12 protein-coding genes, 4 tRNA genes and 6 rRNA genes are annotated in these 26,601 nt (G+C 56.8%); 18 read left to right on the top strand and 4 right to left on the bottom strand.

The window, feature by feature from the left end:
- The 3 genes from B9Z47_RS15825 to B9Z47_RS15815 are packed head-to-tail and all read right to left on the bottom strand — an operon-like array spanning position 1 to position 2,769.
- Complete coding sequence (locus tag B9Z47_RS15825) at positions 1–1,194, bottom strand: PLP-dependent aminotransferase family protein (protein WP_108332180.1); 1,194 nt, start codon at positions 1,192–1,194, stop codon at positions 1–3.
- A complete protein-coding gene (locus B9Z47_RS15820) occupies positions 1,191–2,141 on the bottom strand; it encodes a DMT family transporter (protein WP_108332179.1) in 951 nt (316 codons plus the stop codon). Before B9Z47_RS15820 ends, B9Z47_RS15825 begins: the two co-directional genes overlap by 4 nt.
- A 10-nt stretch (positions 2,142–2,151) precedes the next feature.
- On the bottom strand, positions 2,152–2,769 hold the full coding sequence (locus B9Z47_RS15815) for a LysE family translocator (RefSeq protein WP_108332178.1): 618 nt from the start codon (positions 2,767–2,769) through the stop codon (positions 2,152–2,154).
- A 115-nt stretch (positions 2,770–2,884) separates the two neighbouring features.
- Between B9Z47_RS15815 and B9Z47_RS15810 the strand changes: the two genes are divergently transcribed.
- Positions 2,885–4,291, top strand: coding sequence for a PLP-dependent aminotransferase family protein (locus B9Z47_RS15810; protein WP_199226444.1), 1,407 nt, complete (start codon positions 2,885–2,887; stop codon positions 4,289–4,291).
- Between the two features lie 9 nt (positions 4,292–4,300).
- Here B9Z47_RS15810 and B9Z47_RS15805 read toward each other — a convergent pair whose 3' ends face one another.
- Positions 4,301–6,220, bottom strand: coding sequence for an ATP-binding cassette domain-containing protein (locus tag B9Z47_RS15805; RefSeq protein WP_108332176.1), 1,920 nt, complete (start codon positions 6,218–6,220; stop codon positions 4,301–4,303).
- A gap of 464 nt (positions 6,221–6,684) precedes the next feature.
- On the opposite strand from B9Z47_RS15805, the gene B9Z47_RS15800 reads away from it, so the two are divergent.
- The 17 genes from B9Z47_RS15800 to B9Z47_RS15720 all read left to right on the top strand — a co-directional run bounded on the left by B9Z47_RS15800 (position 6,685) and on the right by B9Z47_RS15720 (position 26,020).
- A 16S ribosomal RNA gene (locus B9Z47_RS15800) occupies positions 6,685–8,217 on the top strand.
- Between the two features lie 100 nt (positions 8,218–8,317).
- Positions 8,318–8,394, top strand: a tRNA-Ile gene (locus B9Z47_RS15795).
- 45 nt (positions 8,395–8,439) lie between these two features.
- Positions 8,440–8,515, top strand: a tRNA-Ala gene (locus tag B9Z47_RS15790).
- Between the two features lie 427 nt (positions 8,516–8,942).
- Positions 8,943–11,822: ribosomal RNA gene (locus tag B9Z47_RS15785) — 23S ribosomal RNA — on the top strand.
- A gap of 160 nt (positions 11,823–11,982) precedes the next feature.
- Positions 11,983–12,095, top strand: a 5S ribosomal RNA gene (gene rrf, locus B9Z47_RS15780).
- A 341-nt stretch (positions 12,096–12,436) separates the two neighbouring features.
- A 16S ribosomal RNA gene (locus B9Z47_RS15775) occupies positions 12,437–13,969 on the top strand.
- A gap of 100 nt (positions 13,970–14,069) precedes the next feature.
- Positions 14,070–14,146 (top strand) — tRNA-Ile (locus tag B9Z47_RS15770).
- Positions 14,147–14,191: 45 nt separating this feature from the next.
- Positions 14,192–14,267 (top strand) — tRNA-Ala (locus tag B9Z47_RS15765).
- A 427-nt stretch (positions 14,268–14,694) separates the two neighbouring features.
- Positions 14,695–17,574 (top strand): 23S ribosomal RNA (locus B9Z47_RS15760).
- A 160-nt stretch (positions 17,575–17,734) separates the two neighbouring features.
- Positions 17,735–17,847 (top strand): 5S ribosomal RNA (rrf, locus tag B9Z47_RS15755).
- The 16S, 23S and 5S rRNA genes sit together here with 4 tRNA genes alongside, the layout of an rRNA operon.
- Before the next feature lie 205 nt (positions 17,848–18,052).
- Positions 18,053–20,386 carry a bifunctional salicylyl-CoA 5-hydroxylase/oxidoreductase gene (locus tag B9Z47_RS15750; protein WP_108332175.1) on the top strand — a complete coding sequence of 778 codons (2,334 nt, stop codon included), beginning with the start codon at positions 18,053–18,055 and terminating at the stop codon, positions 20,384–20,386.
- A gap of 183 nt (positions 20,387–20,569) precedes the next feature.
- Positions 20,570–21,361 carry an SDR family NAD(P)-dependent oxidoreductase gene (locus B9Z47_RS15745; protein WP_108332197.1) on the top strand — a complete coding sequence of 264 codons (792 nt, stop codon included), beginning with the start codon at positions 20,570–20,572 and terminating at the stop codon, positions 21,359–21,361.
- Positions 21,358–21,852, top strand: a complete 495-nt coding sequence (locus B9Z47_RS15740) for a MarR family winged helix-turn-helix transcriptional regulator (RefSeq protein WP_108332174.1) — start codon at positions 21,358–21,360, stop codon at positions 21,850–21,852. Before B9Z47_RS15745 ends, B9Z47_RS15740 begins: the two co-directional genes overlap by 4 nt.
- The gene (locus B9Z47_RS15735; RefSeq protein ID WP_108332173.1) at positions 21,849–22,709 is read left to right on the top strand and encodes an enoyl-CoA hydratase family protein; all 861 of its coding nucleotides are present in this window, start codon (positions 21,849–21,851) and stop codon (positions 22,707–22,709) included. The genes B9Z47_RS15740 and B9Z47_RS15735 overlap by 4 nt, the downstream gene beginning before the upstream one ends.
- A gap of 3 nt (positions 22,710–22,712) precedes the next feature.
- Positions 22,713–23,897, top strand: a complete 1,185-nt coding sequence (locus tag B9Z47_RS15730; RefSeq protein WP_108332172.1) for an acyl-CoA dehydrogenase family protein — start codon at positions 22,713–22,715, stop codon at positions 23,895–23,897.
- 1 nt (position 23,898) lies between these two features.
- Positions 23,899–25,578, top strand: coding sequence for an AMP-binding protein (locus B9Z47_RS15725; protein ID WP_108332171.1), 1,680 nt, complete (start codon positions 23,899–23,901; stop codon positions 25,576–25,578).
- Between the two features lie 46 nt (positions 25,579–25,624).
- On the top strand, positions 25,625–26,020 hold the full coding sequence (locus tag B9Z47_RS15720; RefSeq protein ID WP_108332170.1) for a RidA family protein: 396 nt from the start codon (positions 25,625–25,627) through the stop codon (positions 26,018–26,020).
- Positions 26,021–26,601 lie beyond the last annotated feature (581 nt).

The raw sequence follows: 26,601 nt of genomic DNA, 5'->3' as shown, positions 1-26,601 counted from the left end.
TTAGTGCTTTGCCAAGGATTCTCTGATCGCCTCAGCTAGCGCGGCCATGCCGGTGTTGATCTGATCCACTGTGGCGGTCACAAACGACAGGCGCAGCGTGCTTTCGTTGGCGGCCCCGGCGTAAAACGCCGAGCCAGGCACAAAGGCCACGCCTTTGTCCACCGCCTTGGCCAACAACGGAATCGCTTTGAGGCCCTGGGGCAGTTGCACCCACAGGAACATGCCGCCCACTGGACGGTTCCAGCTCAGGCCCAGGCCTGCCATTTCGCGGTCCATCGCGGCCAGCATGGCCTCGCATTGCTGCTTGTAGAGCGCCCGGATGGTGGGCACATGGCGGTCGATGAAGCCGTCCTTGAGCACTTCGGCCACCACGCGCTGGTTGAAGCTGGGGGTGTGCAGGTCGGCCGCTTGCTTGGCTTGCAGCAGTTTGGGGTACAGGGCCTTGGGCGCGACCAAATAACCCAGGCGCAGGCCGGGGGCCAAAATTTTTGAGAACGAACCCAGGTAAACGCTGCCTTCAGGGTGGCGCGAGCTGAGTGAGGGCGCTGGCGGCGCGTCAAACCAGAGGTCGCCGTAGGGGTTGTCTTCGATGATGGGCAGGCCAGACTCGACGGCCACCTGCGCCACGGCGGCGCGGCGCTCTTCGGTCATGGTGCGGCCGGTGGGGTTCTGGAAGTTGGGCAGCAGATACACAAAGCGGGCTTTGTCAGCGCCAGTGCCCACTTTCGCGCGCAGGTCGGCCGGGTCCACGCCATGGTCGTCGCTGTTAACACCCACGGCCACTGGCTCCATCGGGGTGAAGGCCTGCAGCGCGCCCAGATAGGTGGGGGTCTCGACCAAAATGCGGCTGCCCGCGTCGATCAAAATTTTGGCCAGCAGGTCCAGGCCTTGCTGGCTGCCGGTGGTGATCAGTACCTGGTCGGGGCTGACGTTCATGCCTTGTTTGAGCAGGTCTTGCGCGACCCATTCGCGCAGCGGCGCATAGCCTTCGCTGGCGGCGTATTGCAAGGCGGCTTTGCCGTCGTCTTTCAGCACACGCTCGCTGGCTTCGCGCATGGCGTCGATCGGGAAAGTCTGCGGCGAGGGCAGGCCGCCCGCAAAGCTGATGATGCCGGGCTTTTCAGTGACTTTCAGGATCTCGCGGATCACCGAGGGGTTCATTTTTTCGGCACGTTGGGCCAGTTTCCAGTTCATGTTGTGCTCCTTGAGACTGTGGTTGTTGGGGCGGCTGTGGGGCTGGCCATGCGCCGACCCATGAAGACGGTCAGCACCACCAGCAGGGCAAAGCCCAGCGTCATTGCATCCAGCGATTCTCCCAGCAAAGGGATGGCGGCCAGGATGGAAATAAAAGGTTGCAGCAATTGCGTCTGGCTCACGCGCAAGGGGCCGCCCATCGACAGGCCGCGAAACCAAGCGAAAAAGCCCGCCCACATCGAAAACACCCCCACGTAAAGCAGGGCCAGCCACGATGACAGGGCAATGGCGTGTTCGGGCCAGGTGAGCCAGGCACCCGGCAGGGTGATGGGCAGCGCCATCACGCAGACCCAGCTGATGACTTTTTCAGCGCCTAGGCTGGCCGTGACTTTGGCCCCGGCCACATAACCGAGCGAGGCAGCCACCACCGCGCCCAGCAGCAGGGTATCGGCCCAGGTCAGGCCAAAGCCGTGCCCCACGCCGTGCCCCATTTGGGCTGCTCGCAGCACGCTGTAGACCGCCACCAGCGCGCTGCCCAAACCGGCAAACACCCAAAAGCCCAGCCGCGCCCGCTGGTCCATGAGCCAGGCCGCTGCCGCAGCGGTGGCCAGCGGCAGCAAGGCGGTGATGACCGCCGCGTGGCTGGCCGTGACGTGCCGCAACGCCCAGCCCAGCAGCAAGGGATAGCCGATGGCGTTGCCTGCCAATGAGAGCCACAGTGAATTGCGCTGCGCCGTTTGCGGCCAGGGTGCACGCACGGCCAACAGATAAGCCGCAGACAAACCGCCTGCCAGCGCAGCGCGGCCGAACGTGACAAACCAGGGCGACAGCTGGGGAGCGTCCACCGTGCCGGTGGCCAGTCGCGTCATGGGCAGGGTGAGTGCAAAGATCGCCACGCCCAACAGACCGAGCCACAGGCCTTGGGTCTCGGCTTTCATGTTGTGCATGCGTGTGCCTTCATGCGCCAGTGGTGCGCAAGCCGTTCAACATCCACACCACGGTGGCCATCAGCGCCACGGCCATGCAGCGGTTGAACACCAGCAAGCGGCGGCCGTGCGCCAGCCAGTGCCGCAGCATCGAGCCCGCCACCGCGTAGGTCAAGTTGCTCACGAATCCATAGGTCACCATGATGGGCAGTAACAGCAGCGTGCGCTCGGTGGCGTCATCCCGCCCTGCCACCCAACCCGCCACGATGGCCAAGGCCAGCATCCAGGCCTTGATGTTGAGAAACTGCAAGCCCACGCCCTGCAAAAATCCCACTTGCAGCTTGGCGCTGTCGGCCTGCTGCAAGCTGCCGCTGCCCCACAGGCGAGAGGCCAACCACAGCAAATAGGTGTTGCCCAGCACCACGATGCCCCAGCGCAACGGTGGCCAGGCCACCACCAGACTGCCCAAACCTGTAGCGCACAAGCTGAACAAAATGCCCCAACCCACCGGCACGGCACACACAAAGCGCAGGGCATGGCGCAAGCCGTGGTTGGCGGCCATGGCGGTGGACAGCGTGGTGTTCGGCCCGGGGGTGAAGCTGCTCACGGTGGCGAGCACCAGCAGGGCGCTGAGTTCGGAAGAGGTCATGCCTTTGAATGTAGTGCTGAAATGAGTACAGTATCGGTACAGTTTGCGAGATCATTTTGAAAACTGTATTGCTCAGTCTGACTGCACACTTTTTGTCTAAAGGCTCACCATGTCCTTGCTCAGCCGTGAATCCAGCCAGCCACTGACCGAACAGCTTGCGCAGCGCTTTGTGACGCGCATGCGGGATCAGTTGTTGGTCTCGGGGGCGCGTTTGCCTTCGGTGCGGCAATGCGCGCAAATGCATGGCGTGAGTGCTTCCACCGTGGTGGCTGCTTATGACTGGCTGGTGGCGCAGGGCTGGGTCGAGGCGCGCCCCAACCGGGGCTTTTTTGTGCGCGACCGGGTGCAACGCACGCCGCCCGCATCGCTTGCCGCTGGCGGCGAGGTGCCCAGCCCGCCGCCTGTGAATGCGTCCAGCCTGATTCGGGGCATGTTCCACCAACCCAGCGCCGAGCCGCAGCCGGGCATGGGCGTGTTTCCGCCGGATTGGCTGGATGCCGACTTTTTGTCGGCAGCCTTGCGCAAAGTGGTGGCCAGCCCGGCTTTGCGCGAGTCTTCTTTGCGCTATGGCGAGCCGCAGGGGGACACGGGTTTGCGTGAAGTCTTGTCGCCCAAACTGGCGAGTTTGGGTTTGCATGCGATGCCGGTGCAACTGATCACGACCGTGGGGGCGACCCATGCGCTCGACATCATCAGCCGCACCTTGCTGCGCCCCGGTGATTGCGTGATGGTCGAAGAACCCGGCTGGGCCATTGAATTTGCACGGCTGCAAAACTTGGGTGTGCGCATCCTGCCCGTGCCGCGTTTGGAGACGGGCCCCGATTTGGAGGTGGTCGAGCGCTATGCGCAGTTGCATGCGCCCAAGATGATGGTCAGCGTGTCGGTCTTGCACAACCCCACGGGCTACGGCCTGTCCTTGCCCGTTGCGCACCAGCTGGTGAACCTGGCGCACCGCTACAACTTCCATGTGGTCGAAGACGACACCTACGGGCACATGGCCCCTGCGCATGCGGTGCGCTTGTCGGTGCTCGATGGCCTGCAAAAAACCATTTACGTCAGCGGTTACGCCAAGATCCTCGCGCCCAGCTGGCGCGTGGGCTACATGGCCGCTCCAGCCGACTTGAAGGATGCGTTCTTGGACACCAAGCTTCTGTCCACGCTCACCACCCCGGTGCTGTTTGAGAAGGCGTTGGCGTTGTGCCTGGAGCAAGGTGCCATTCGGCGGCACACCGAGCGCTTGTCGCAGCTGCTGGACGCCGCCCGCAGCCGCAGTGTGAAGCTTGCGCTGGCGCACGACTGCCAGTTCGTGGCGCCGCCCCAGGGTCTGTTTGGCTGGGTGGATGTGGGTGTGGACACCGATCTGCTGGCTTTGCGCATGCACGATGCCGGTTACCTGCTGGCACCCGGCTCCTTGTTCCATGCCGACCGCAGGCCCGGTTCGTTCATGCGGGTGAACTTCGCGAGCACGCAAGACGACAAGTTCTGGCGCGCCTTGGCCAAGACGCGTGCTGACTTGTTATAACGCCGAATTTCAGCGGTTGGAGAGGATTTCCCAGCGCTCCATGGCGGTCAACAGCAGATCGTCGATCTCGGTGTCGCGCCTGAACAGTTGTTGCGCCAACCCGGGGTCGCGTTGGTAAACGCTGCCATCGGCCAATTGCGCACGCGTGAGGGCTTGTTCTTTTTCCAGGGCCTCAATCTTGCCGGGCAGCTCGGCCAGTTCGCGTTGCTCTTTGTAGCTGAGCTTGCTGCGAGCCGGTGTGGCGGCTGCTGGTGTTGCGGTTGCCGCGACGGGGCTTGTGGGGGCTGCGGCCTGCGGCGTGTTGGCGCTGCGCTGCGCGGTTTGCGCCCGAATGGCCTGAGCGCGTTTGGACTGGACCAACCAGTCTTGCACCGAGCCTTCGTATTCGCGCCAGAAACCTGGCTGGTCCGGGGCGCTTTCGCAGGCGATGATGCCAGTGACCACGTTGTCCATGAAGGCACGGTCGTGGCTTACCAAGAAAACGGTGCCTTCGTAGGTTTGCAGCAGCTCTTCGAGCAGTTCCAGGGTTTCGATGTCCAGGTCGTTGGTGGGTTCGTCCAGCACCAGCACGTTGGCCGGGCGTGCAAACAGGCGCGCCAACAGCAGGCGGTTGCGCTCGCCACCAGATAGCGAGCGCACGGGCGATGTGCCACGAGCAGGCGAGAATAAAAAGTCGCCCAGGTAGCTCTTGACGTGCTGGCGTTTGTTGCCGATCTCGATCCATTCGCTGCCGGGGCTGATGAAGTCTTCCAGTGTGGCGTCCAGGTCCAGCGCATCGCGCATCTGGTCAAAGTAGGCCACTTCGAGCTTGGTGCCGCGGCGCACTTCACCACTGTCGGCTTCGAGTTCGCCCAGAATCAGTTTGAGCAAGGTGGTTTTGCCTGCACCGTTGGGGCCCAACAGGCCAATCTTGTCGCCACGCAGCAGGGTGCCGGTGAACTTCTGAATCACTGTGCGCACCGAGCCGTCGGGTTGGGTGAAGCTCTTGCTGACATCGGTCAACTCGGCCACCAGTTTGCCGCTTGGCACGCCCGAAGCCACTTCCATTTTGACGTTGCCCACTTTTTCGCGGCGAGCAGCACGCTCGCCTCGCAGGTTTTGCAGTCGCGTGATGCGGCTTTGGCTGCGGGTGCGGCGTGCTTCCACGCCTTTGCGAATCCAGATCTCTTCTTGGGCCAGCAGTTTGTCGGCCTTGGCTTGAATCACAGCTTCCTGTGCGAGTTGCTCTTCCTTCTGTATTTGGTATTGCGCGAAGTTGCCAGGGTAAGGGCGCAGCTTGCCTCGGTCCAGCTCCACAATGCGGGTTGCAATGCGGTCCAGAAACGCCCGGTCGTGCGTGATGGCGATCACGCTGCCCTTGAAGTCGATCAACAGGTCTTCCAGCCATGTGATGGCGTTCAGGTCCAGGTGGTTGGTTGGCTCATCTAATAAGAGCACGTCAGGACGGGTCACCAAGGCTTGCGCCAGGGCCACACGCTTGCGCATACCGCCAGACAGCGACTGCACCACCGCATTCGGGTCCAGTTGCAGGCGTTGCAGGGTTTCGTCCAGGCGTTGTTCCCAGCCCCAGCCATCGCGGGATTCGATTTGGCTTTGCAAAGTGTCCAGGTCCCCCCGGCTGTGCGTGTAATCGTCGATCCACTGCACCACTTCGGCCAAGCCTTCGCGCACGGACTCAAAAATCGTGTGCTCGGGGATCAAGAGCGGTTCTTGTGCCACATAGGCAATGCGAACGCCCTGTTGCAGGTGCAGCGTGCCGTCGTCCGGACGCTCCATGCCTGCCAAAATCTTCAGCAAGGACGATTTGCCTGTGCCATTGCGACCAATCAAGCCGATGCGCTCGGACGTCTCTAGTGAGAAGTCGGCGTGATCGAGGAGTGCGACATGGCCAAAAGCCAGAGAAGCGTTTAAGAGTGTGAGTAAAGCCATGGGCCCATTATCCGGGCGGGGGAGCATGAAACTTCCACAAAGACTTCAAAAAACTTGCCGAGGTCCAAAAAGTCGTGCCATAATAGAGGGCTTCGCTGTACACAAGTGAGGTTTTCGAAAGAAGCCAAACAATGAAGGCGAAGAGGTTGATGAAGTGATCTTAGTAAGCTAAGAAATTTTCAAAAACTTGACGCAGGCTTAAAAACTGTGTCATAATACAAGGCTTCGCTGATCGCGGCGAAGCAAAACAAGGTGATGAAAGTTGCCTGGGTTCTTTAAAAATATACAGCCGATAAGCGTGGGCGTTTGATGGTGATTGCCAAGTTCTTCGGAACTTAGCTTTAATTAGCTAACAAACGCTCATGAAGTAAAAAAGATGTGGAAATCAGAGATGGTGACCACGTCGATTCCAATTTATGAGTTGCTTGAGACTGTTAAGGTCGAGAGCGAAAAAAATCAAGATCGAACTATAGAGTTTGATCCTGGCTCAGATTGAACGCTGGCGGAATGCTTTACACATGCAAGTCGAACGGTAGAGGGGGCAACCCCTCGAGAGTGGCGAACGGGTGAGTAATATATCGGAACGTGCCCAGTCGTGGGGGATAACGTAGCGAAAGTTACGCTAATACCGCATACGATCTAAGGATGAAAGCGGGGGACTCGCAAGAGCCTCGCGCGATTGGAGCGGCCGATATCAGATTAGGTAGTTGGTGGGGTAAAGGCTCACCAAGCCAACGATCTGTAGCTGGTCTGAGAGGACGACCAGCCACACTGGAACTGAGACACGGTCCAGACTCCTACGGGAGGCAGCAGTGGGGAATTTTGGACAATGGACGAAAGTCTGATCCAGCCATTCCGCGTGCAGGATGAAGGCCCTCGGGTTGTAAACTGCTTTTGTACGGAACGAAAAGGTTTCTATTAATACTAGGAGCTCATGACGGTACCGTAAGAATAAGCACCGGCTAACTACGTGCCAGCAGCCGCGGTAATACGTAGGGTGCAAGCGTTAATCGGAATTACTGGGCGTAAAGCGTGCGCAGGCGGTTATGTAAGACAGAGGTGAAATCCCCGGGCTCAACCTGGGAACTGCCTTTGTGACTGCATAGCTAGAGTACGGTAGAGGGGGATGGAATTCCGCGTGTAGCAGTGAAATGCGTAGATATGCGGAGGAACACCGATGGCGAAGGCAATCCCCTGGACCTGTACTGACGCTCATGCACGAAAGCGTGGGGAGCAAACAGGATTAGATACCCTGGTAGTCCACGCCCTAAACGATGTCAACTGGTTGTTGGGTCTTCACTGACTCAGTAACGAAGCTAACGCGTGAAGTTGACCGCCTGGGGAGTACGGCCGCAAGGTTGAAACTCAAAGGAATTGACGGGGACCCGCACAAGCGGTGGATGATGTGGTTTAATTCGATGCAACGCGAAAAACCTTACCCACCTTTGACATGTACGGAAGTCGCTAGAGATAGCTTCGTGCTCGAAAGAGAGCCGTAACACAGGTGCTGCATGGCTGTCGTCAGCTCGTGTCGTGAGATGTTGGGTTAAGTCCCGCAACGAGCGCAACCCTTGTCATTAGTTGCTACATTCAGTTGGGCACTCTAATGAGACTGCCGGTGACAAACCGGAGGAAGGTGGGGATGACGTCAAGTCCTCATGGCCCTTATAGGTGGGGCTACACACGTCATACAATGGCTGGTACAAAGGGTTGCCAACCCGCGAGGGGGAGCTAATCCCATAAAACCAGTCGTAGTCCGGATCGCAGTCTGCAACTCGACTGCGTGAAGTCGGAATCGCTAGTAATCGTGGATCAGAATGTCACGGTGAATACGTTCCCGGGTCTTGTACACACCGCCCGTCACACCATGGGAGCGGGTCTCGCCAGAAGTAGTTAGCCTAACCGTAAGGAGGGCGATTACCACGGCGGGGTTCGTGACTGGGGTGAAGTCGTAACAAGGTAGCCGTATCGGAAGGTGCGGCTGGATCACCTCCTTTCTGGAAACTGCAATCTAAATTGAACGCTCACACTTATCGGTTGTTGGAAGGTTGTCGCTGACGACTGTGGCGCAAGCCTCGAGTCATTGGTGACCGGCTTGGGTCTGTAGCTCAGTTGGTTAGAGCACTGTGTTGATAACGCAGGGGTCGTTGGTTCGAGACCAACCAGACCCACCAATCCTTCTGAAGACAGGTGCTGAAAGGTGCCAAGGGTAAGACAACGGGGGATTAGCTCAGCTGGGAGAGCACCTGCTTTGCAAGCAGGGGGTCGTCGGTTCGATCCCGTCATCCTCCACCATCACTTATCGAATGTTCATGGGTCTTAAAAGATTCTGATGGTTATTCATTCAAAACAAAAGTTGCTTTGCAAGAAGTTTGTAAAGGCTGCTTTTGTGTTGATTGATATTGATCGATTGACAAGTGTCGCAAGACACACGGCTGTTCTTTAAAAATTCATAGAGTCGAATCAGAGTTGCCAGGGGAAACCGCACATTCGTAAAGGTTTAGTGCGGACCGTGCCCCTGGTGACAATTTTTGATTGCGTCAAAACGAATATTCAAACGACGTTTGAAATTCAAGTAAAGACGAATTGTTCTTTTGATATTGGATGGAAACATCCTGTGTTGAGGAATTATTCATTTACGGCATAACGCGTCAGGTGAAAGACCTGACAGACATTCCTTGAAAATAACGATGAGGTCTCGCAAGAGAGTTCAAAGTTATAGGGTCAAGTGAATAAGAGCATGTGGTGGATGCCTTGGCAATGATAGGCGACGAAAGACGTGAAAGCCTGCGATAAGCTTCGGGGAGCTGGCAAATAAGCTTTGATCCGGAGATTTCTGAATGGGGAAACCCACCCTTAGGGGTATCGCATGATGAATACATAGTCATGCGAGGCGAACCGGGTGAACTGAAACATCTCAGTAGCTCGAGGAAAAGACATCAACCGAGATTCCGAAAGTAGTGGCGAGCGAAATCGGAAGAGCCTGTTAGTGATAGCACAATTGTTAGCAAAGCGGCATGGAAAGGCCGACCATAGTGGGTGATAGTCCCGTATGCGAAAACAAATGTGTGGTACTGAGCTAACGACAAGTAGGGCGGGACACGAGAAATCCTGTCTGAATATGGGGGGACCATCCTCCAAGGCTAAATACTCATCATTGACCGATAGTGAACAAGTACCGTGAGGGAAAGGCGAAAAGAACCCCGGGAGGGGAGTGAAATAGATCCTGAAACCGCATGCTTACAAAAAGTAGGAGCCTCGAAAGGGGTGACTGCGTACCTTTTGTATAATGGGTCAGCGACTTACATTCAGTGGCAAGGTTAACCGAATAGGGAAGCCGTAGAGAAATCGAGTCCGAATAGGGCGATCAGTCGCTGGGTGTAGACCCGAAACCAAGTGATCTATCCATGGGCAGGATGAAGGTGCCGTAACAGGTACTGGAGGTCCGAACCGACTAATGTTGCAAAATTAGCGGATGACCTGTGGATAGGGGTGAAAGGCTAAACAAACTTGGAAATAGCTGGTTCTCTCCGAAAACTATTTAGGTAGTGCCTCAAGTATTACCATCGGGGGTAGAGCACTGTTTTGGCTAGGGGGTCATGGCGACTTACCAAACCAAGGCAAACTCCGAATACCGATGAGTACAGCTTGGGAGACAGAGCACCGGGTGCTAACGTCCGGACTCAAGAGGGAAACAACCCAGACCGCCAGCTAAGGTCCCTAAAATTGGCTAAGTGGGAAACGAAGTGGGAAGGCTAAAACAGTCAGGATGTTGGCTTAGAAGCAGCCATCATTTAAAGAAAGCGTAATAGCTCACTGATCGAGTCGTCCTGCGCGGAAGATGTAACGGGGCTAAGCCAGTTACCGAAGCTGCGGATTTGCAATTTATTGCAAGTGGTAGGAGAGCGTTCTGTAGGCCTGTGAAGGTGGTGGTGTAAACCCTGCTGGAGGTATCAGAAGTGCGAATGCTGACATGAGTAGCGTTAAAGGGGGTGAAAAGCCCCCTCGCCGTAAGCGCAAGGTTTTCTACGCAACGTTCATCGGCGTAGAGTGAGTCGGCCCCTAAGGCGAGGCAGAGATGCGTAGCTGATGGGAAACAGGTCAATATTCCTGTACCGATTACAAGTGCGATGTGGGGACGGAGAAGGTTAGCTCAGCCAACTGTTGGATATGTTGGTTCAAGCCTGTAGTCGTGCCTGGTAGGCAAATCCGCCGGGCTTAGATGAGGGGTGATAACGAGTGTGCTTGCACACGAAGTGAGTGATACCCTGCTTCCAGGAAAAGCCACTAAGCTTCAGCTTGTAATTGACCGTACCGCAAACCGACACTGGTGCGCGAGATGAGTATTCTAAGGCGCTTGAGAGAACTCAGGAGAAGGAACTCGGCAAATTGATACCGTAACTTCGGGAGAAGGTATGCCCCTATTAGGTGAACTTGAACAAAGGGAGCCGAACGGGGTTGCAAAAAATCGGTGGCTGCGACTGTTTAATAAAAACACAGCACTCTGCAAACACGAAAGTGGACGTATAGGGTGTGACGCCTGCCCGGTGCTGGAAGATTAAATGATGGGGTGCAAGCTCTTGATTGAAGTCCCAGTAAACGGCGGCCGTAACTATAACGGTCCTAAGGTAGCGAAATTCCTTGTCGGGTAAGTTCCGACCTGCACGAATGGCGTAACGATGGCCACACTGTCTCCTCCTGAGACTCAGCGAAGTTGAAATGTTTGTGATGATGCAATCTCCCCGCGGAAAGACGGAAAGACCCCATGAACCTTTACTGTAGCTTTGTATTGGACTTTGAACAGATCTGTGTAGGATAGGTGGGAGGCTTTGAAGCCGGGACGCTAGTCTCGGTGGAGCCGACGTTGAAATACCACCCTGGTGTGTTTGAGGTTCTAACCTAGGTCCATTATCTGGATCGGGGACAGTGCATGGTAGGCAGTTTGACTGGGGCGGTCTCCTCCCAAAGCGTAACGGAGGAGTTCGAAGGTACGCTAGTTACGGTCGGACATCGTGATAATAGTGCAATGGCATAAGCGTGCTTAACTGCGAGACTGACAAGTCGAGCAGATACGAAAGTAGGACATAGTGATCCGGTGGTTCTGTATGGAAGGGCCATCGCTCAACGGATAAAAGGTACTCTGGGGATAACAGGCTGATACCGCCCAAGAGTTCATATCGACGGCGGTGTTTGGCACCTCGATGTCGGCTCATCTCATCCTGGGGCTGTAGCCGGTCCCAAGGGTATGGCTGTTCGCCATTTAAAGAGGTACGTGAGCTGGGTTTAAAACGTCGTGAGACAGTTTGGTCCCTATCTTCCGTGGGCGCTGCAGATTTGAGGAAGCCTGCTCCTAGTACGAGAGGACCGGAGTGGACACACCTCTGGTGTATCGGTTGTCACGCCAGTGGCATTGCCGAGTAGCTAAGTGTGGAAGAGATAACCGCTGAAAGCATCTAAGCGGGAAACTCGTTTCAAGATGAGATCTGCCGGGGCCTTGAGCCCCCTAAAGAGTCGTTCAAGACCAGGACGTTGATAGGTCAGGTGTGGAAGCGCAGTAATGCGTTAAGCTAACTGATACTAATTGCTCGTGCGGCTTGACCCTATAACTTTGACCACACGCCGCAAGGTGTGCATTGGTCAGGGAAGTTATGCCAAGTTGACGCATTCAAAAAAGGCTGAAAGGCTGGGCTGAAAAGCCAAAATCTGATTCGAAACTCTATGAATTCGTTGTCTTGACTTGGTCAAGATGACAACAAGTTATGCCTGATGACCATAGCAAGTTGGTACCACTCCTTCCCATCTCGAACAGGACCGTGAAACGACTTAGCGCCGATGATAGTGCGGATTCCCGTGTGAAAGTAGGACATCGTCAGGCTTCTAACAGCCCAAAACGCCCCACCGTTCGGTGGGGCGTTTTGTTTAGAAGATGAAGCGTCTTCTAAACAAAACGCCAAAAAGCGTGTTATAATTCAAGGCTTCGCTGATCGCGGCGAAGCAAAACAAGGTGATGAAAGTTGCCTGGGTTCTTTAAAAATATACAGCCGATAAGCGTGGGCGTTTGATGGTGATTGCCAAGTTCTTCGGAACTTAGCTTTAATTAGCTAACAAACGCTCATGAAGTAAAAAAGATGTGGAAATCAGAGATGGTGACCACGTCGATTCCAATTTATGAGTTGCTTGAGACTGTTAAGGTCGAGAGCGAAAAAAATCAAGATCGAACTATAGAGTTTGATCCTGGCTCAGATTGAACGCTGGCGGAATGCTTTACACATGCAAGTCGAACGGTAGAGGGGGCAACCCCTCGAGAGTGGCGAACGGGTGAGTAATATATCGGAACGTGCCCAGTCGTGGGGGATAACGTAGCGAAAGTTACGCTAATACCGCATACGATCTAAGGATGAAAGCGGGGGACTCGCAAGAGCCTCGCGCGATTGGAGCGGCCGATATCAGATTAGGTAGTTGGTGGGGTAAAGGCTCACCAAGCCAACGATCTGTAGCTGGTCTGAGAGGACGACCAGCCACACTGGAACTGAGACACGGTCCAGACTCCTACGGGAGGCAGCAGTGGGGAATTTTGGACAATGGACGAAAGTCTGATCCAGCCATTCCGCGTGCAGGATGAAGGCCCTCGGGTTGTAAACTGCTTTTGTACGGAACGAAAAGGTTTCTATTAATACTAGGAGCTCATGACGGTACCGTAAGAATAAGCACCGGCTAACTACGTGCCAGCAGCCGCGGTAATACGTAGGGTGCAAGCGTTAATCGGAATTACTGGGCGTAAAGCGTGCGCAGGCGGTTATGTAAGACAGAGGTGAAATCCCCGGGCTCAACCTGGGAACTGCCTTTGTGACTGCATAGCTAGAGTACGGTAGAGGGGGATGGAATTCCGCGTGTAGCAGTGAAATGCGTAGATATGCGGAGGAACACCGATGGCGAAGGCAATCCCCTGGACCTGTACTGACGCTCATGCACGAAAGCGTGGGGAGCAAACAGGATTAGATACCCTGGTAGTCCACGCCCTAAACGATGTCAACTGGTTGTTGGGTCTTCACTGACTCAGTAACGAAGCTAACGCGTGAAGTTGACCGCCTGGGGAGTACGGCCGCAAGGTTGAAACTCAAAGGAATTGACGGGGACCCGCACAAGCGGTGGATGATGTGGTTTAATTCGATGCAACGCGAAAAACCTTACCCACCTTTGACATGTACGGAAGTCGCTAGAGATAGCTTCGTGCTCGAAAGAGAGCCGTAACACAGGTGCTGCATGGCTGTCGTCAGCTCGTGTCGTGAGATGTTGGGTTAAGTCCCGCAACGAGCGCAACCCTTGTCATTAGTTGCTACATTCAGTTGGGCACTCTAATGAGACTGCCGGTGACAAACCGGAGGAAGGTGGGGATGACGTCAAGTCCTCATGGCCCTTATAGGTGGGGCTACACACGTCATACAATGGCTGGTACAAAGGGTTGCCAACCCGCGAGGGGGAGCTAATCCCATAAAACCAGTCGTAGTCCGGATCGCAGTCTGCAACTCGACTGCGTGAAGTCGGAATCGCTAGTAATCGTGGATCAGAATGTCACGGTGAATACGTTCCCGGGTCTTGTACACACCGCCCGTCACACCATGGGAGCGGGTCTCGCCAGAAGTAGTTAGCCTAACCGTAAGGAGGGCGATTACCACGGCGGGGTTCGTGACTGGGGTGAAGTCGTAACAAGGTAGCCGTATCGGAAGGTGCGGCTGGATCACCTCCTTTCTGGAAACTGCAATCTAAATTGAACGCTCACACTTATCGGTTGTTGGAAGGTTGTCGCTGACGACTGTGGCGCAAGCCTCGAGTCATTGGTGACCGGCTTGGGTCTGTAGCTCAGTTGGTTAGAGCACTGTGTTGATAACGCAGGGGTCGTTGGTTCGAGACCAACCAGACCCACCAATCCTTCTGAAGACAGGTGCTGAAAGGTGCCAAGGGTAAGACAACGGGGGATTAGCTCAGCTGGGAGAGCACCTGCTTTGCAAGCAGGGGGTCGTCGGTTCGATCCCGTCATCCTCCACCATCACTTATCGAATGTTCATGGGTCTTAAAAGATTCTGATGGTTATTCATTCAAAACAAAAGTTGCTTTGCAAGAAGTTTGTAAAGGCTGCTTTTGTGTTGATTGATATTGATCGATTGACAAGTGTCGCAAGACACACGGCTGTTCTTTAAAAATTCATAGAGTCGAATCAGAGTTGCCAGGGGAAACCGCACATTCGTAAAGGTTTAGTGCGGACCGTGCCCCTGGTGACAATTTTTGATTGCGTCAAAACGAATATTCAAACGACGTTTGAAATTCAAGTAAAGACGAATTGTTCTTTTGATATTGGATGGAAACATCCTGTGTTGAGGAATTATTCATTTACGGCATAACGCGTCAGGTGAAAGACCTGACAGACATTCCTTGAAAATAACGATGAGGTCTCGCAAGAGAGTTCAAAGTTATAGGGTCAAGTGAATAAGAGCATGTGGTGGATGCCTTGGCAATGATAGGCGACGAAAGACGTGAAAGCCTGCGATAAGCTTCGGGGAGCTGGCAAATAAGCTTTGATCCGGAGATTTCTGAATGGGGAAACCCACCCTTAGGGGTATCGCATGATGAATACATAGTCATGCGAGGCGAACCGGGTGAACTGAAACATCTCAGTAGCTCGAGGAAAAGACATCAACCGAGATTCCGAAAGTAGTGGCGAGCGAAATCGGAAGAGCCTGTTAGTGATAGCACAATTGTTAGCAAAGCGGCATGGAAAGGCCGACCATAGTGGGTGATAGTCCCGTATGCGAAAACAAATGTGTGGTACTGAGCTAACGACAAGTAGGGCGGGACACGAGAAATCCTGTCTGAATATGGGGGGACCATCCTCCAAGGCTAAATACTCATCATTGACCGATAGTGAACAAGTACCGTGAGGGAAAGGCGAAAAGAACCCCGGGAGGGGAGTGAAATAGATCCTGAAACCGCATGCTTACAAAAAGTAGGAGCCTCGAAAGGGGTGACTGCGTACCTTTTGTATAATGGGTCAGCGACTTACATTCAGTGGCAAGGTTAACCGAATAGGGAAGCCGTAGAGAAATCGAGTCCGAATAGGGCGATCAGTCGCTGGGTGTAGACCCGAAACCAAGTGATCTATCCATGGGCAGGATGAAGGTGCCGTAACAGGTACTGGAGGTCCGAACCGACTAATGTTGCAAAATTAGCGGATGACCTGTGGATAGGGGTGAAAGGCTAAACAAACTTGGAAATAGCTGGTTCTCTCCGAAAACTATTTAGGTAGTGCCTCAAGTATTACCATCGGGGGTAGAGCACTGTTTTGGCTAGGGGGTCATGGCGACTTACCAAACCAAGGCAAACTCCGAATACCGATGAGTACAGCTTGGGAGACAGAGCACCGGGTGCTAACGTCCGGACTCAAGAGGGAAACAACCCAGACCGCCAGCTAAGGTCCCTAAAATTGGCTAAGTGGGAAACGAAGTGGGAAGGCTAAAACAGTCAGGATGTTGGCTTAGAAGCAGCCATCATTTAAAGAAAGCGTAATAGCTCACTGATCGAGTCGTCCTGCGCGGAAGATGTAACGGGGCTAAGCCAGTTACCGAAGCTGCGGATTTGCAATTTATTGCAAGTGGTAGGAGAGCGTTCTGTAGGCCTGTGAAGGTGGTGGTGTAAACCCTGCTGGAGGTATCAGAAGTGCGAATGCTGACATGAGTAGCGTTAAAGGGGGTGAAAAGCCCCCTCGCCGTAAGCGCAAGGTTTTCTACGCAACGTTCATCGGCGTAGAGTGAGTCGGCCCCTAAGGCGAGGCAGAGATGCGTAGCTGATGGGAAACAGGTCAATATTCCTGTACCGATTACAAGTGCGATGTGGGGACGGAGAAGGTTAGCTCAGCCAACTGTTGGATATGTTGGTTCAAGCCTGTAGTCGTGCCTGGTAGGCAAATCCGCCGGGCTTAGATGAGGGGTGATAACGAGTGTGCTTGCACACGAAGTGAGTGATACCCTGCTTCCAGGAAAAGCCACTAAGCTTCAGCTTGTAATTGACCGTACCGCAAACCGACACTGGTGCGCGAGATGAGTATTCTAAGGCGCTTGAGAGAACTCAGGAGAAGGAACTCGGCAAATTGATACCGTAACTTCGGGAGAAGGTATGCCCCTATTAGGTGAACTTGAACAAAGGGAGCCGAACGGGGTTGCAAAAAATCGGTGGCTGCGACTGTTTAATAAAAACACAGCACTCTGCAAACACGAAAGTGGACGTATAGGGTGTGACGCCTGCCCGGTGCTGGAAGATTAAATGATGGGGTGCAAGCTCTTGATTGAAGTCCCAGTAAACGGCGGCCGTAACTATAACGGTCCTAAGGTAGCGAAATTCCTTGTCGGGTAAGTTCCGACCTGCACGAATGGCGTAACGATGGCCACACTGTCTCCTCCTGAGACTCAGCGAAGTTGAAATGTTTGTGATGATGCAATCTCCCCGCGGAAAGACGGAAAGACCCCATGAACCTTTACTGTAGCTTTGTATTGGACTTTGAACAGATCTGTGTAGGATAGGTGGGAGGCTTTGAAGCCGGGACGCTAGTCTCGGTGGAGCCGACGTTGAAATACCACCCTGGTGTGTTTGAGGTTCTAACCTAGGTCCATTATCTGGATCGGGGACAGTGCATGGTAGGCAGTTTGACTGGGGCGGTCTCCTCCCAAAGCGTAACGGAGGAGTTCGAAGGTACGCTAGTTACGGTCGGACATCGTGATAATAGTGCAATGGCATAAGCGTGCTTAACTGCGAGACTGACAAGTCGAGCAGATACGAAAGTAGGACATAGTGATCCGGTGGTTCTGTATGGAAGGGCCATCGCTCAACGGATAAAAGGTACTCTGGGGATAACAGGCTGATACCGCCCAAGAGTTCATATCGACGGCGGTGTTTGGCACCTCGATGTCGGCTCATCTCATCCTGGGGCTGTAGCCGGTCCCAAGGGTATGGCTGTTCGCCATTTAAAGAGGTACGTGAGCTGGGTTTAAAACGTCGTGAGACAGTTTGGTCCCTATCTTCCGTGGGCGCTGCAGATTTGAGGAAGCCTGCTCCTAGTACGAGAGGACCGGAGTGGACACACCTCTGGTGTATCGGTTGTCACGCCAGTGGCATTGCCGAGTAGCTAAGTGTGGAAGAGATAACCGCTGAAAGCATCTAAGCGGGAAACTCGTTTCAAGATGAGATCTGCCGGGGCCTTGAGCCCCCTAAAGAGTCGTTCAAGACCAGGACGTTGATAGGTCAGGTGTGGAAGCGCAGTAATGCGTTAAGCTAACTGATACTAATTGCTCGTGCGGCTTGACCCTATAACTTTGACCACACGCCGCAAGGTGTGCATTGGTCAGGGAAGTTATGCCAAGTTGACGCATTCAAAAAAGGCTGAAAGGCTGGGCTGAAAAGCCAAAATCTGATTCGAAACTCTATGAATTCGTTGTCTTGACTTGGTCAAGATGACAACAAGTTATGCCTGATGACCATAGCAAGTTGGTACCACTCCTTCCCATCTCGAACAGGACCGTGAAACGACTTAGCGCCGATGATAGTGCGGATTCCCGTGTGAAAGTAGGACATCGTCAGGCTTCTAACAGCCCAAAACGCCCCACCGTTCGGTGGGGCGTTTTGCTTTGTGCAAAGCATTTCTTCAACCGCACATTCCCTTTTTTTCTTTCGCTTTCTACGGGTTACTCCCTGATTGACCGATTCTTCATTTGCCTTAATACTTGAGGTTTGAAATATATAGGTTTTAATCAATGGCCTTTGCGGTCTATAGCAAAGAGAACGAACATGAAAATTGTGTGTATTGGTGGTGGTCCTTCGGGTTTGTACTTTGCGTTGCTGATGAAAAAGCTTGGCCCACACCACGACATCACCGTGGTGGAGCGTAACAAGCCTTACGACACCTTTGGCTGGGGCGTGGTGTTTTCAGATCAGACGCTGGAGAACATGCGACAGTGGGACATCGAGACTGCAGTCGAAGTGGAGCAGGCCTTCAACCACTGGGATGACATCGAGTTGCACTTCAAGAACGAAGTGATCCGCTCGGGCGGTCACGGCTTTGTGGGAATTGGCCGTAAAAAATTACTCAACATTTTGCAAGACCGATGCGAACAAGTCGGCGTCAAACTCATGTTCGAGCAGGACGTGAACTCGGATTTGGACTTTCCTGATGCCGATCTCATCATTGCCAGCGATGGCGTCAACTCGCGTGTGCGCAGCCGTACACCAGAAATATTCAAACCCGACATCGTCACCCGTCCCAACCGCTTCATCTGGCTGGGCACCAACCGCCAATACGACGCCTTCACCTTTTTGTTCGAGAAGACCGAGCACGGTTGGTTCCAGGCGCACGTCTACAAATTCGATAACCAGACCTCCACCTTCATTGTCGAATGCCCTGAGCACGTCTGGTTAGCGCACGGCCTGGACAAAGCTGACCAAGACGCGTCGATCGCCTTCTGTGAAAAACTCTTTGCCAAAAATCTGCAAGGTGAAAAGCTGATGACCAACGCCCGCCATCTGCGTGGTTCGGCGTGGCTCAACTTCCAGCGTGTCAAGTGCGCCAACTGGTCACACTTCAACGGCAACAGCCATGTGGTGCTGATGGGCGACGCGGTGCACACCGCGCACTTTGCCATCGGCTCGGGCACCAAGCTCGCGCTCGAAGACGCCATTGAGTTGGTGCGTCAGTTCAAGGCGCTGGGCGACACCGCAGACCGCATTCCTGAGGTACTCAAACATTACCAAGCAGTGCGCGAGATCGACGTGATCCGTCTGCAAAACGCCGCCTGGAACGCGATGGAATGGTTCGAGGTGTGTGGCGAGCGCTACTGTGACCAGCTCGAACCTGAGCAATTCATGTACTCCATGCTCACCCGCAGCCAGCGCATCAGCCACGAGAATTTGCGCCTGCGTGACAAAGCTTGGCTGGAAGGCTACGAGGCCTGGTTTGCAGGGCGCACGGCCACGCCGGGCATTCGCCCGCCCATGTTCACGCCGTACACCCAGCGCTCGGTCACGCTCAAGAACCGTGTGGTGGTGTCACCGATGGCGCAGTACATGGCGGTGGACGGTCGCGTGGGCGACGACCACCTGGTGCACCTGGGCGCACGCGCCGTGGGCGGCGCCGGGCTGGTGATGGTCGAGATGACCGCGCCCAGCGCCGACGGCCGCATCACGCACGGCTGCCCGGGTTTGTGGAATGACCAGCAGACCACCGACTTTGCAAGAATAGTGGACTGGCTACATGCCAAATCTGACGCCAAGATCGGCCTGCAGATCGGCCACGCCGGGCCCAAAGGCTCGACCTGCCGCCCTTGGCAAGGCGCGGGGATGGACCAGCCTGTGCCCGCTGATGACGCAGAAGGCAACTGGCCGCTGATCGCCGCGTCGCCCATGCCCTATTTTCCCCATGGCGATGTGCCCCGAGCCATGACCCGCGACGACATGGCCCGCGTCACGGCCGACTTTGTGGCCTGCACCCAACGCGCTGCCCAAGCCCGGTTTGACTGGCTGGAATTGCATTGCGCCCACGGCTATCTACTGTCAAGCTTCATCAGCCCACTCACCAATCAGCGCACCGACGAATACGGCGGCTCGCTCGAAAACCGTTTGCGTTACCCGCTCGAAGTGTTTGCCGCTGTGCGCGCCGTCTGGCCAAAAGATTTGCCGATGTCGGTGCGCATCTCGGCGCACGACTGGGTTGAGGGTGGCATCACACCCACCGATGCGGTTGAGATCGCCCGTGCCTTCAAGGCCGCAGGCGCCGACATGATCGACTGCTCGTCAGGCCAGGTCAGTGCACAGCAAAAGCCCACTTACGGCCGCATGTACCAAACCCCGTTTGCCGACCGCATCCGTCAAGAGGCCGGCATCGCCACCATCGCGGTGGGTGCCATATCTGAGGCCGACCACGTCAACAGCATCCTGGCCGCAGGCCGCGCCGACCTGTGCGCCGTGGCTCGCCCGCACTTGGCCAACCCGGCTTGGACCTTGACAGAAGCAGCACGCATTGGCTTCAAAGACATCGCTTGGCCGCGTGCTTACGTTTCGGGCAAGCCGCAGCTCGAAGCCGGTTTTGCCCGCGAGCGTGCCCAGCAGGCTGTGACTAAGGGGGATTGAGATGTTGAATGCTCTTGGGGGGACTTCAACTTCCTTGCAATTTGAATTTGTGGGAGCGACGCCCTCGTCGCGAATGGGCGTCCATCGCGGCGAGGGCGCCGCTCCCACAGAAACCAATCAAGGCGAGGTGGCTCCAATAATTTCCCATCGCAGCGAGGGCGCCGCTCCTACAGGGTGCAACGCATGCTGAGCAACCGCCATGCCCTCATCACAGGCGCGGGCGCAGGCATTGGCGCGGCCATCGCATTGCAGCTCGCGCAAGCGGGTTGCCGCCTAACGCTCTGTGGCCGATCACAAGACAAGCTGCAGGCACAAGCCGAGGCGCTGCGTGCGCAAGTGCCCGATGTGGCGGTGCTGATTGCGCCCATGGATGTGGCCGATGAACACGCCGTGCAAGCGGCGGTGCAGCAGGCGCAGGCCCGTTTTGGCCCGGTGAACATCTTGGTCAACAACGCGGGCCAGGCGCACAGCGCACCTTTTGCCAAGACCGATGCCGCGCTGTGGCAACAGATGCTGAACGTCAACCTGACGGGCACTTACCACTGCATCCAAGCCGTGCTGCCCGGCATGCTCGAAGCGGCGAAGGCGGGCACGCCCGGGCGCATCGTCAACATCGCCAGCACAGCAGGCCTCAAAGGCTATGCCTATGTGAGCGCCTATGTCGCTGCCAAGCACGGCGTGGTGGGCCTGACCAAAGCGCTGGCCCTCGAATTGGCCCGCAAAGGCGTGACCGTGAACGCGATTTGCCCCGGTTACACCGAGACCGACATCGTGCGCGAAGCGGTGCAAAAAATCGTGAGCAAAACGGGTAAGAGCGAAGCCGAAGCGCGCCAAGCCTTGGCCGCCAGCAACCCGCAGCAGCGTCTGGTGCAGCCGCACGAAGTGGCGCAAAGCGTGTTGTGGTTGTGCGCAGCGGGCAGCGATGCGATCAACGGTCAATCGATTGCCATCGATGGTGGGGAGCTGGTGTCATGAGCGCACGACAAGACACGGATATGGAAGTGCGCGCGCACGCCGATCACCACGCTTCGCTGCGCTTGTGGTTGCGACTGCTCTCGGCCACCACCCGCATCGAAGACACGATCCGCCAGCGCCTGCGCGAGCAGTTTGACATCACGCTGCCGCGCTTTGACCTGATGGCGCAGCTCGAGCGCGAGCCGCAAGGCTTGTCGATGAGCGAGTTGTCGCGTCGCATGATGGTCACGGGTGGCAACGTCACCAGCATCGTGGACCAGCTGGAAAAAGAACAACTGGTGCAGCGGCAAATGCAAGCTACAGACCGCCGCTCCTTCACCGTCAGCCTGACCGAGGCTGGCTGCAAAGCATTTGCCGCCATGGCCCAAGCGCATGAGGGCTGGGTCGTCGAGCTGCTGTCGCCGCTGGCTGAGCGCGAACAAACACAACTGCATCAATTGCTGGGCACATTGAAGTCCGGCACCCCCACAAAACAAGAGGAGAAGACATGAGCCAACGCTACCTGCTCGGCCAGCCCCACCAGCTGCCCCGCCACAACCAGCCCATGGCGGGCTACCAGCCAGAACACTTCCTGCTGTCCGTCAAAGACGGTGTAGCCACGGTGAGCCTGAACCGCCCCGAGCGCAAGAACCCGCTGTCGTTTGACTCGTACGCTGAGCTTCGTGACTTTTTCCGGGCCTTGCCCTACGCACCCGACATCCACGCCGTGGTCATCACGGGTGAGGGCGGCAACTTCTGCTCGGGTGGCGATGTGCACGAAATCATCGGGCCGCTCACCCAACTCGACATGCCCGGCCTCTTGGCCTTCACCCGCATGACGGGCGACTTGGTCAAGGCCATGCGCGCCTGCCCACAACCCATCATCGCGGCGATCGACGGCGTGTGCGCGGGTGCAGGCGCCATCCTGGCCATGGCGTCTGACCTGCGCTACGGCACCGAGCGCAGCAAGACTTATTTCCTGTTCAACAAGGTCGGCTTGGCCGGATGCGACATGGGCGCGTGTGCGCTTTTGCCGCGCATCATTGGCCAAGGCCGTGCGAGCGAGTTGCTGTTCACCGGGCGCGGCCTGGGCGCGCTGGAGGCTGAGCGCTGGGGGTTTTACAACCGCGTGTGTGAGGCAGGCACCGTGCTGGCCGATGCGCAGGCTATCGCCGCCCAGCTGGTGGCAGGCCCCACCTTTGCCAACGGCATCACCAAAAAAATGCTGCAACAAGAATGGAACATGGGCGTGGACGAAGCCATCGAGGCCGAAGCCCAGGCCCAAGCCATTTGCATGGCCACCAACGACTTCCACCGGGCGTACCACGCCTTTGTGGCCAAGCAAACGCCCGTTTTTGAAGGGGACTGAGCCATGTCAGACCACCCAACCAATCACCCGCCAGAACTCGACTGGCCTTTCTTTGACAACAGCCACCGCGACTTCAAAGTGCGCCTGGACGCTTGGTGCCAAGAGCACCTTGCCCACGCGCACCACGACGAAAGCCGCGACGCGGTGGACGCCGAATGCATCCGTCTGGTGCGCCTGCTGGGCAGTGGCGGTTGGCTCAAGCATGCAGTGTCCGGCACAGCCTATGGCGCAGCATCGGACGTGATCGACACCCGCCAGCTGTGCCTGCTGCGCGAAACACTGGCCTTTCACAACGGCTTGTCTGACTTCGCGTTTGCCATGCAGGGCTTGGGCACAGGCGCCATCAGCCTCATGGGCACAGCCGATCAAAAACAGCGCTACCTGCCGCGTGTGGCGTCGGGTCAGGCCTTGAGCGCCTTTGCCTTGAGCGAACCCGATGCGGGCTCAGACGTGGCCGCCATGCAGTGCAGCGCCACGGCCACGGCAGACGGCTATGTGCTGAACGGCCGCAAGACCTGGATCAGCAATGGCGGCATCGCCGACTTTTATGTGGTGTTCGCCCGCACAGGCGAAGCGCCCGGCGCACGCGGCATCACGGCTTTCATTGTCGATGCGGATACGCCCGGTCTGTCGATTGAAGAGCGCATCGACGTGGTCGCGCCGCACCCGTTGGCCACGCTCAAGTTTGACAACTGCAAGGTCGCTGCCAACCAGCGCATTGGCGAAGCAGGCCAAGGCTTCAAAGTCGCCATGGCCACGCTCGATGTGTTCCGCACCTCGGTCGCGGCGGCCGCTTTGGGTTTTGGGCGACGTGCGTTGCACGAGTCCATTGCTTGGGCGCGTTCGCGCAAGATGTTTGGCCAAACCTTGGGCGACTTCCAGATCACCCAGACCAAGATCGCCCAGATGGCGACGATGCTCGATGCCGCCACGCTCTTGACCTACCGCGCTGCATGGCTGCGCGACCAAGGCGGGCGCATCACCCGCGAAGCGGCCATGGCCAAGATGACCGCCACCGAAAACGCCCAGCAGATCATCGACATGGCGGTGCAGATGCACGGCGGCATGGGCGTCAAAAAAGGCGTGATGGTCGAGTCGCTGTACCGCGAGATCCGAGCGCTTCGGATTTACGAAGGCGCCACCGAAGTGCAGCAGCTGATCATCGGCAAAGACATGTTGAAAGCTTGACATGAGCGACTGGAACCAACTGCTGCCCAGCAGCCACACCGACACCTTTGCCCGCGACCGGCTGCCGCCCAAAGACCAGCTGCCCGTTTTCATGGCTGACCGGCCCGAGCTGAAATACCCGGACCTGATTAACTGCGCGGTGGAATTGGTGGACCGGCATGTGAGCGAAGGCCGAGGCGATCGCATCGCGCTGCATGGCGTGAGCGACTTCAACAAGGGCGGTGGCGACTTCAGTTGGACGTATGCGCAGTTGCAAGACAAGAGCAACCGCATCGCCCAGGTGCTGACGCAAGACATGGGCCTCGTGCCCGGCAACCGCATTTTGCTGCGCGGTGGCAACAGCCCCATGATGGCCGCTTGTTTGCTGGGCGCGCTCAAGGCGGGCCTGGTGGCGGTGCCCACCATGCCGCTGCTGCGTGCGGGCGAGTTGGCGCAGATCATCGACAAAGCGCAGGTCAGCGCCGCGCTGTGCGACAGCCTGCTGGCCGATGAACTGCAGCACTGCATGACACCCGGGCACGCCAGCCACATGGCCAGCTTGCAGCAATTGGTGCAGTTTCGCAGCGACGCCCCTGATGGCTTGGAGCAGCGCATGGCGCAGCAAAGTGGCTCGTACACGCCGCACGCCACCAGCCGCGACGACGTGTGCCTGATCGCGTTCACCAGCGGCACCACGGGCAAGCCCAAGGGCACCATGCACTTCCACCGCGATGTGCTGGCCATGTGCGACTTGTTCCCGCGCCACATCCTGCAAATGAACGAGAACGATGTGGTGTGCGGCACGCCGCCCATCGCCTTCACTTTCGGCTTGGGTGGTCTCTTGGCGTTTCCGCTGCGTTGTGGCGCGAGCACCGTGCTGCTCGAAAAGCACACGCCCGAGACCTTGATGCAGACCATTGCCAAGTACCGCGCCACGCAGTGCTACACCGCGCCCACCATGTACCGCCAGATGGCGACGCTGGCCAAAGGCGTTGATCTGTCGAGCCTCAAGCACCCTGTCTCGGCAGGCGAGGCCTTGCCCGACGCCACCCGCCAGCTGTGGAAGCAGGCCACAGGCATCGAGATGACCGACGGCATTGGCGGCACCGAAGTGATCCACATCTACATCTCGAGTGCGGGCGCGCAAGTACGCCCCGGCAGCATCGGCCAAGTGGTGCCCGGCTATGTGGCGCAGATCGTGGGCGACGACATGCAACCCGTGCCGCCCGGCATCGTGGGGCGCCTGGCCGTGCGCGGCCCCACAGGCTGCAAATACCTGGCCGACCCGCGCCAGCAAGACTATGTGAAAGACGGCTGGAACCTGCCCGGCGACACCTTCGTCATGGACGCCGATGGCTACTTCAGCTACCAGGCGCGCAACGACGACATGATCATCTCGGCGGGCTACAACATCGCAGGCCCCGAGGTGGAAGGCGCTTTGCTGCAACACCCGGCCGTGGCCGAATGCGGCGTGGTCGGCATGCCCGACGAAGACCGTGGCCACATCGTGCAGGCCTATGTGGTGCTCAAGCCCGGCCACACGGGCGATGCGGCCATGGAGAAAGCCTTGCAAGAACACGTCAAGCAAACCATCGCCCCGTTCAAGTACCCGCGCAAAGTGATCTTTTTGGACGCTTTGCCCCGCACCGAAACCGGCAAACTGCAGCGCTTCAAGCTGCGTCAAATTTCAGTCAAGAAATAACTTTGCGGGACAGATCTTTAGCTCTGTCCCCAACCAAGGAGAAAGCATGTTCAACGTCTTGCAACCCGAAGGCTGGGCACCCGCCAAAGGCTATGCCAACGGCATCGAAGCGCGTGGCCGCATGGTGTTCGTCGCGGGCATGATCGGCTGGAACGGCCAAGCCCAGTTCGAGACCGACGACTTTGTGGCCCAGTGCCGCCAGGCCCTGCAAAACATCGTCGACACGCTGGCGTGCGCAGGCGCAGGCCCACAGCACATGGCCCGCATGACCTGGTACGTCAAAGACAAGAAGGAATACCTGGCCCGTGGTCGCGAGTTGGGCAAGGTCTATCAGGAAGTGATCGGCAAGAACTATCCGGCCATGACGCTGGTGCAAGTGGCCGACCTGGTGGAAGACCGGGCGCTGGTGGAGATTGAGGTCACGGCGGTGGTGTCGGAGTGAGTGGTTAATCCTGCGGGAGAGGCTACAGAGGTCCTGGATCGAGGCGCGGGTATAGGCTGGTTACGGACCTTGAGACTTCAGGGCTGAGTGACCGCAACTTGCGAAACCCGCCATACATGCCCGGTTAGTTCGTTGGTCTGCCGTACCCCCGGACCCGGTCAGTTAGCGAAAGCTCGTCGCTAGATCGTTCGAACGGCAGGTGGCGCGACTCGCGAACTTGTACTTCGCGCTCGAAGCGGCCCTTGTTCCCGCTAAAAGCTGGCGTATGTTCAGAGCCGCCCAAGGGCAAGCGCCCCGTCCCAAAGACGTGGGCGTGAGCTATAGGAAAACCTGCTTCAATGTGGGTGCACGCCGGCATACGCCCGCCATCGACATACACGATCTTCCTTGAGCGACTGAGTCAGCGCGACACTGGCTTCAAGTACTGCTATTCAGAGGGAATATTCAAGCGGTTACAGGCCAAGAGAACTCCCGGATACGAGAACTGGTTCGCGTTGAAGATGTTGCCGTGGCGGCTTGAAGACTCGGTCAAGCGAAGCCGACGACCTACTTCATGAATTCGATGTCGGACTTGTTCCACG

The sequence above is a fragment of the Limnohabitans sp. 2KL-1 genome (assembly GCF_003063435.1).
Classification (GTDB): domain Bacteria; phylum Pseudomonadota; class Gammaproteobacteria; order Burkholderiales; family Burkholderiaceae_C; genus Limnohabitans_A.
Note: the sequence above shows the minus strand (reverse complement) of the source record. Positions and strands in the feature narration are given on the sequence as shown.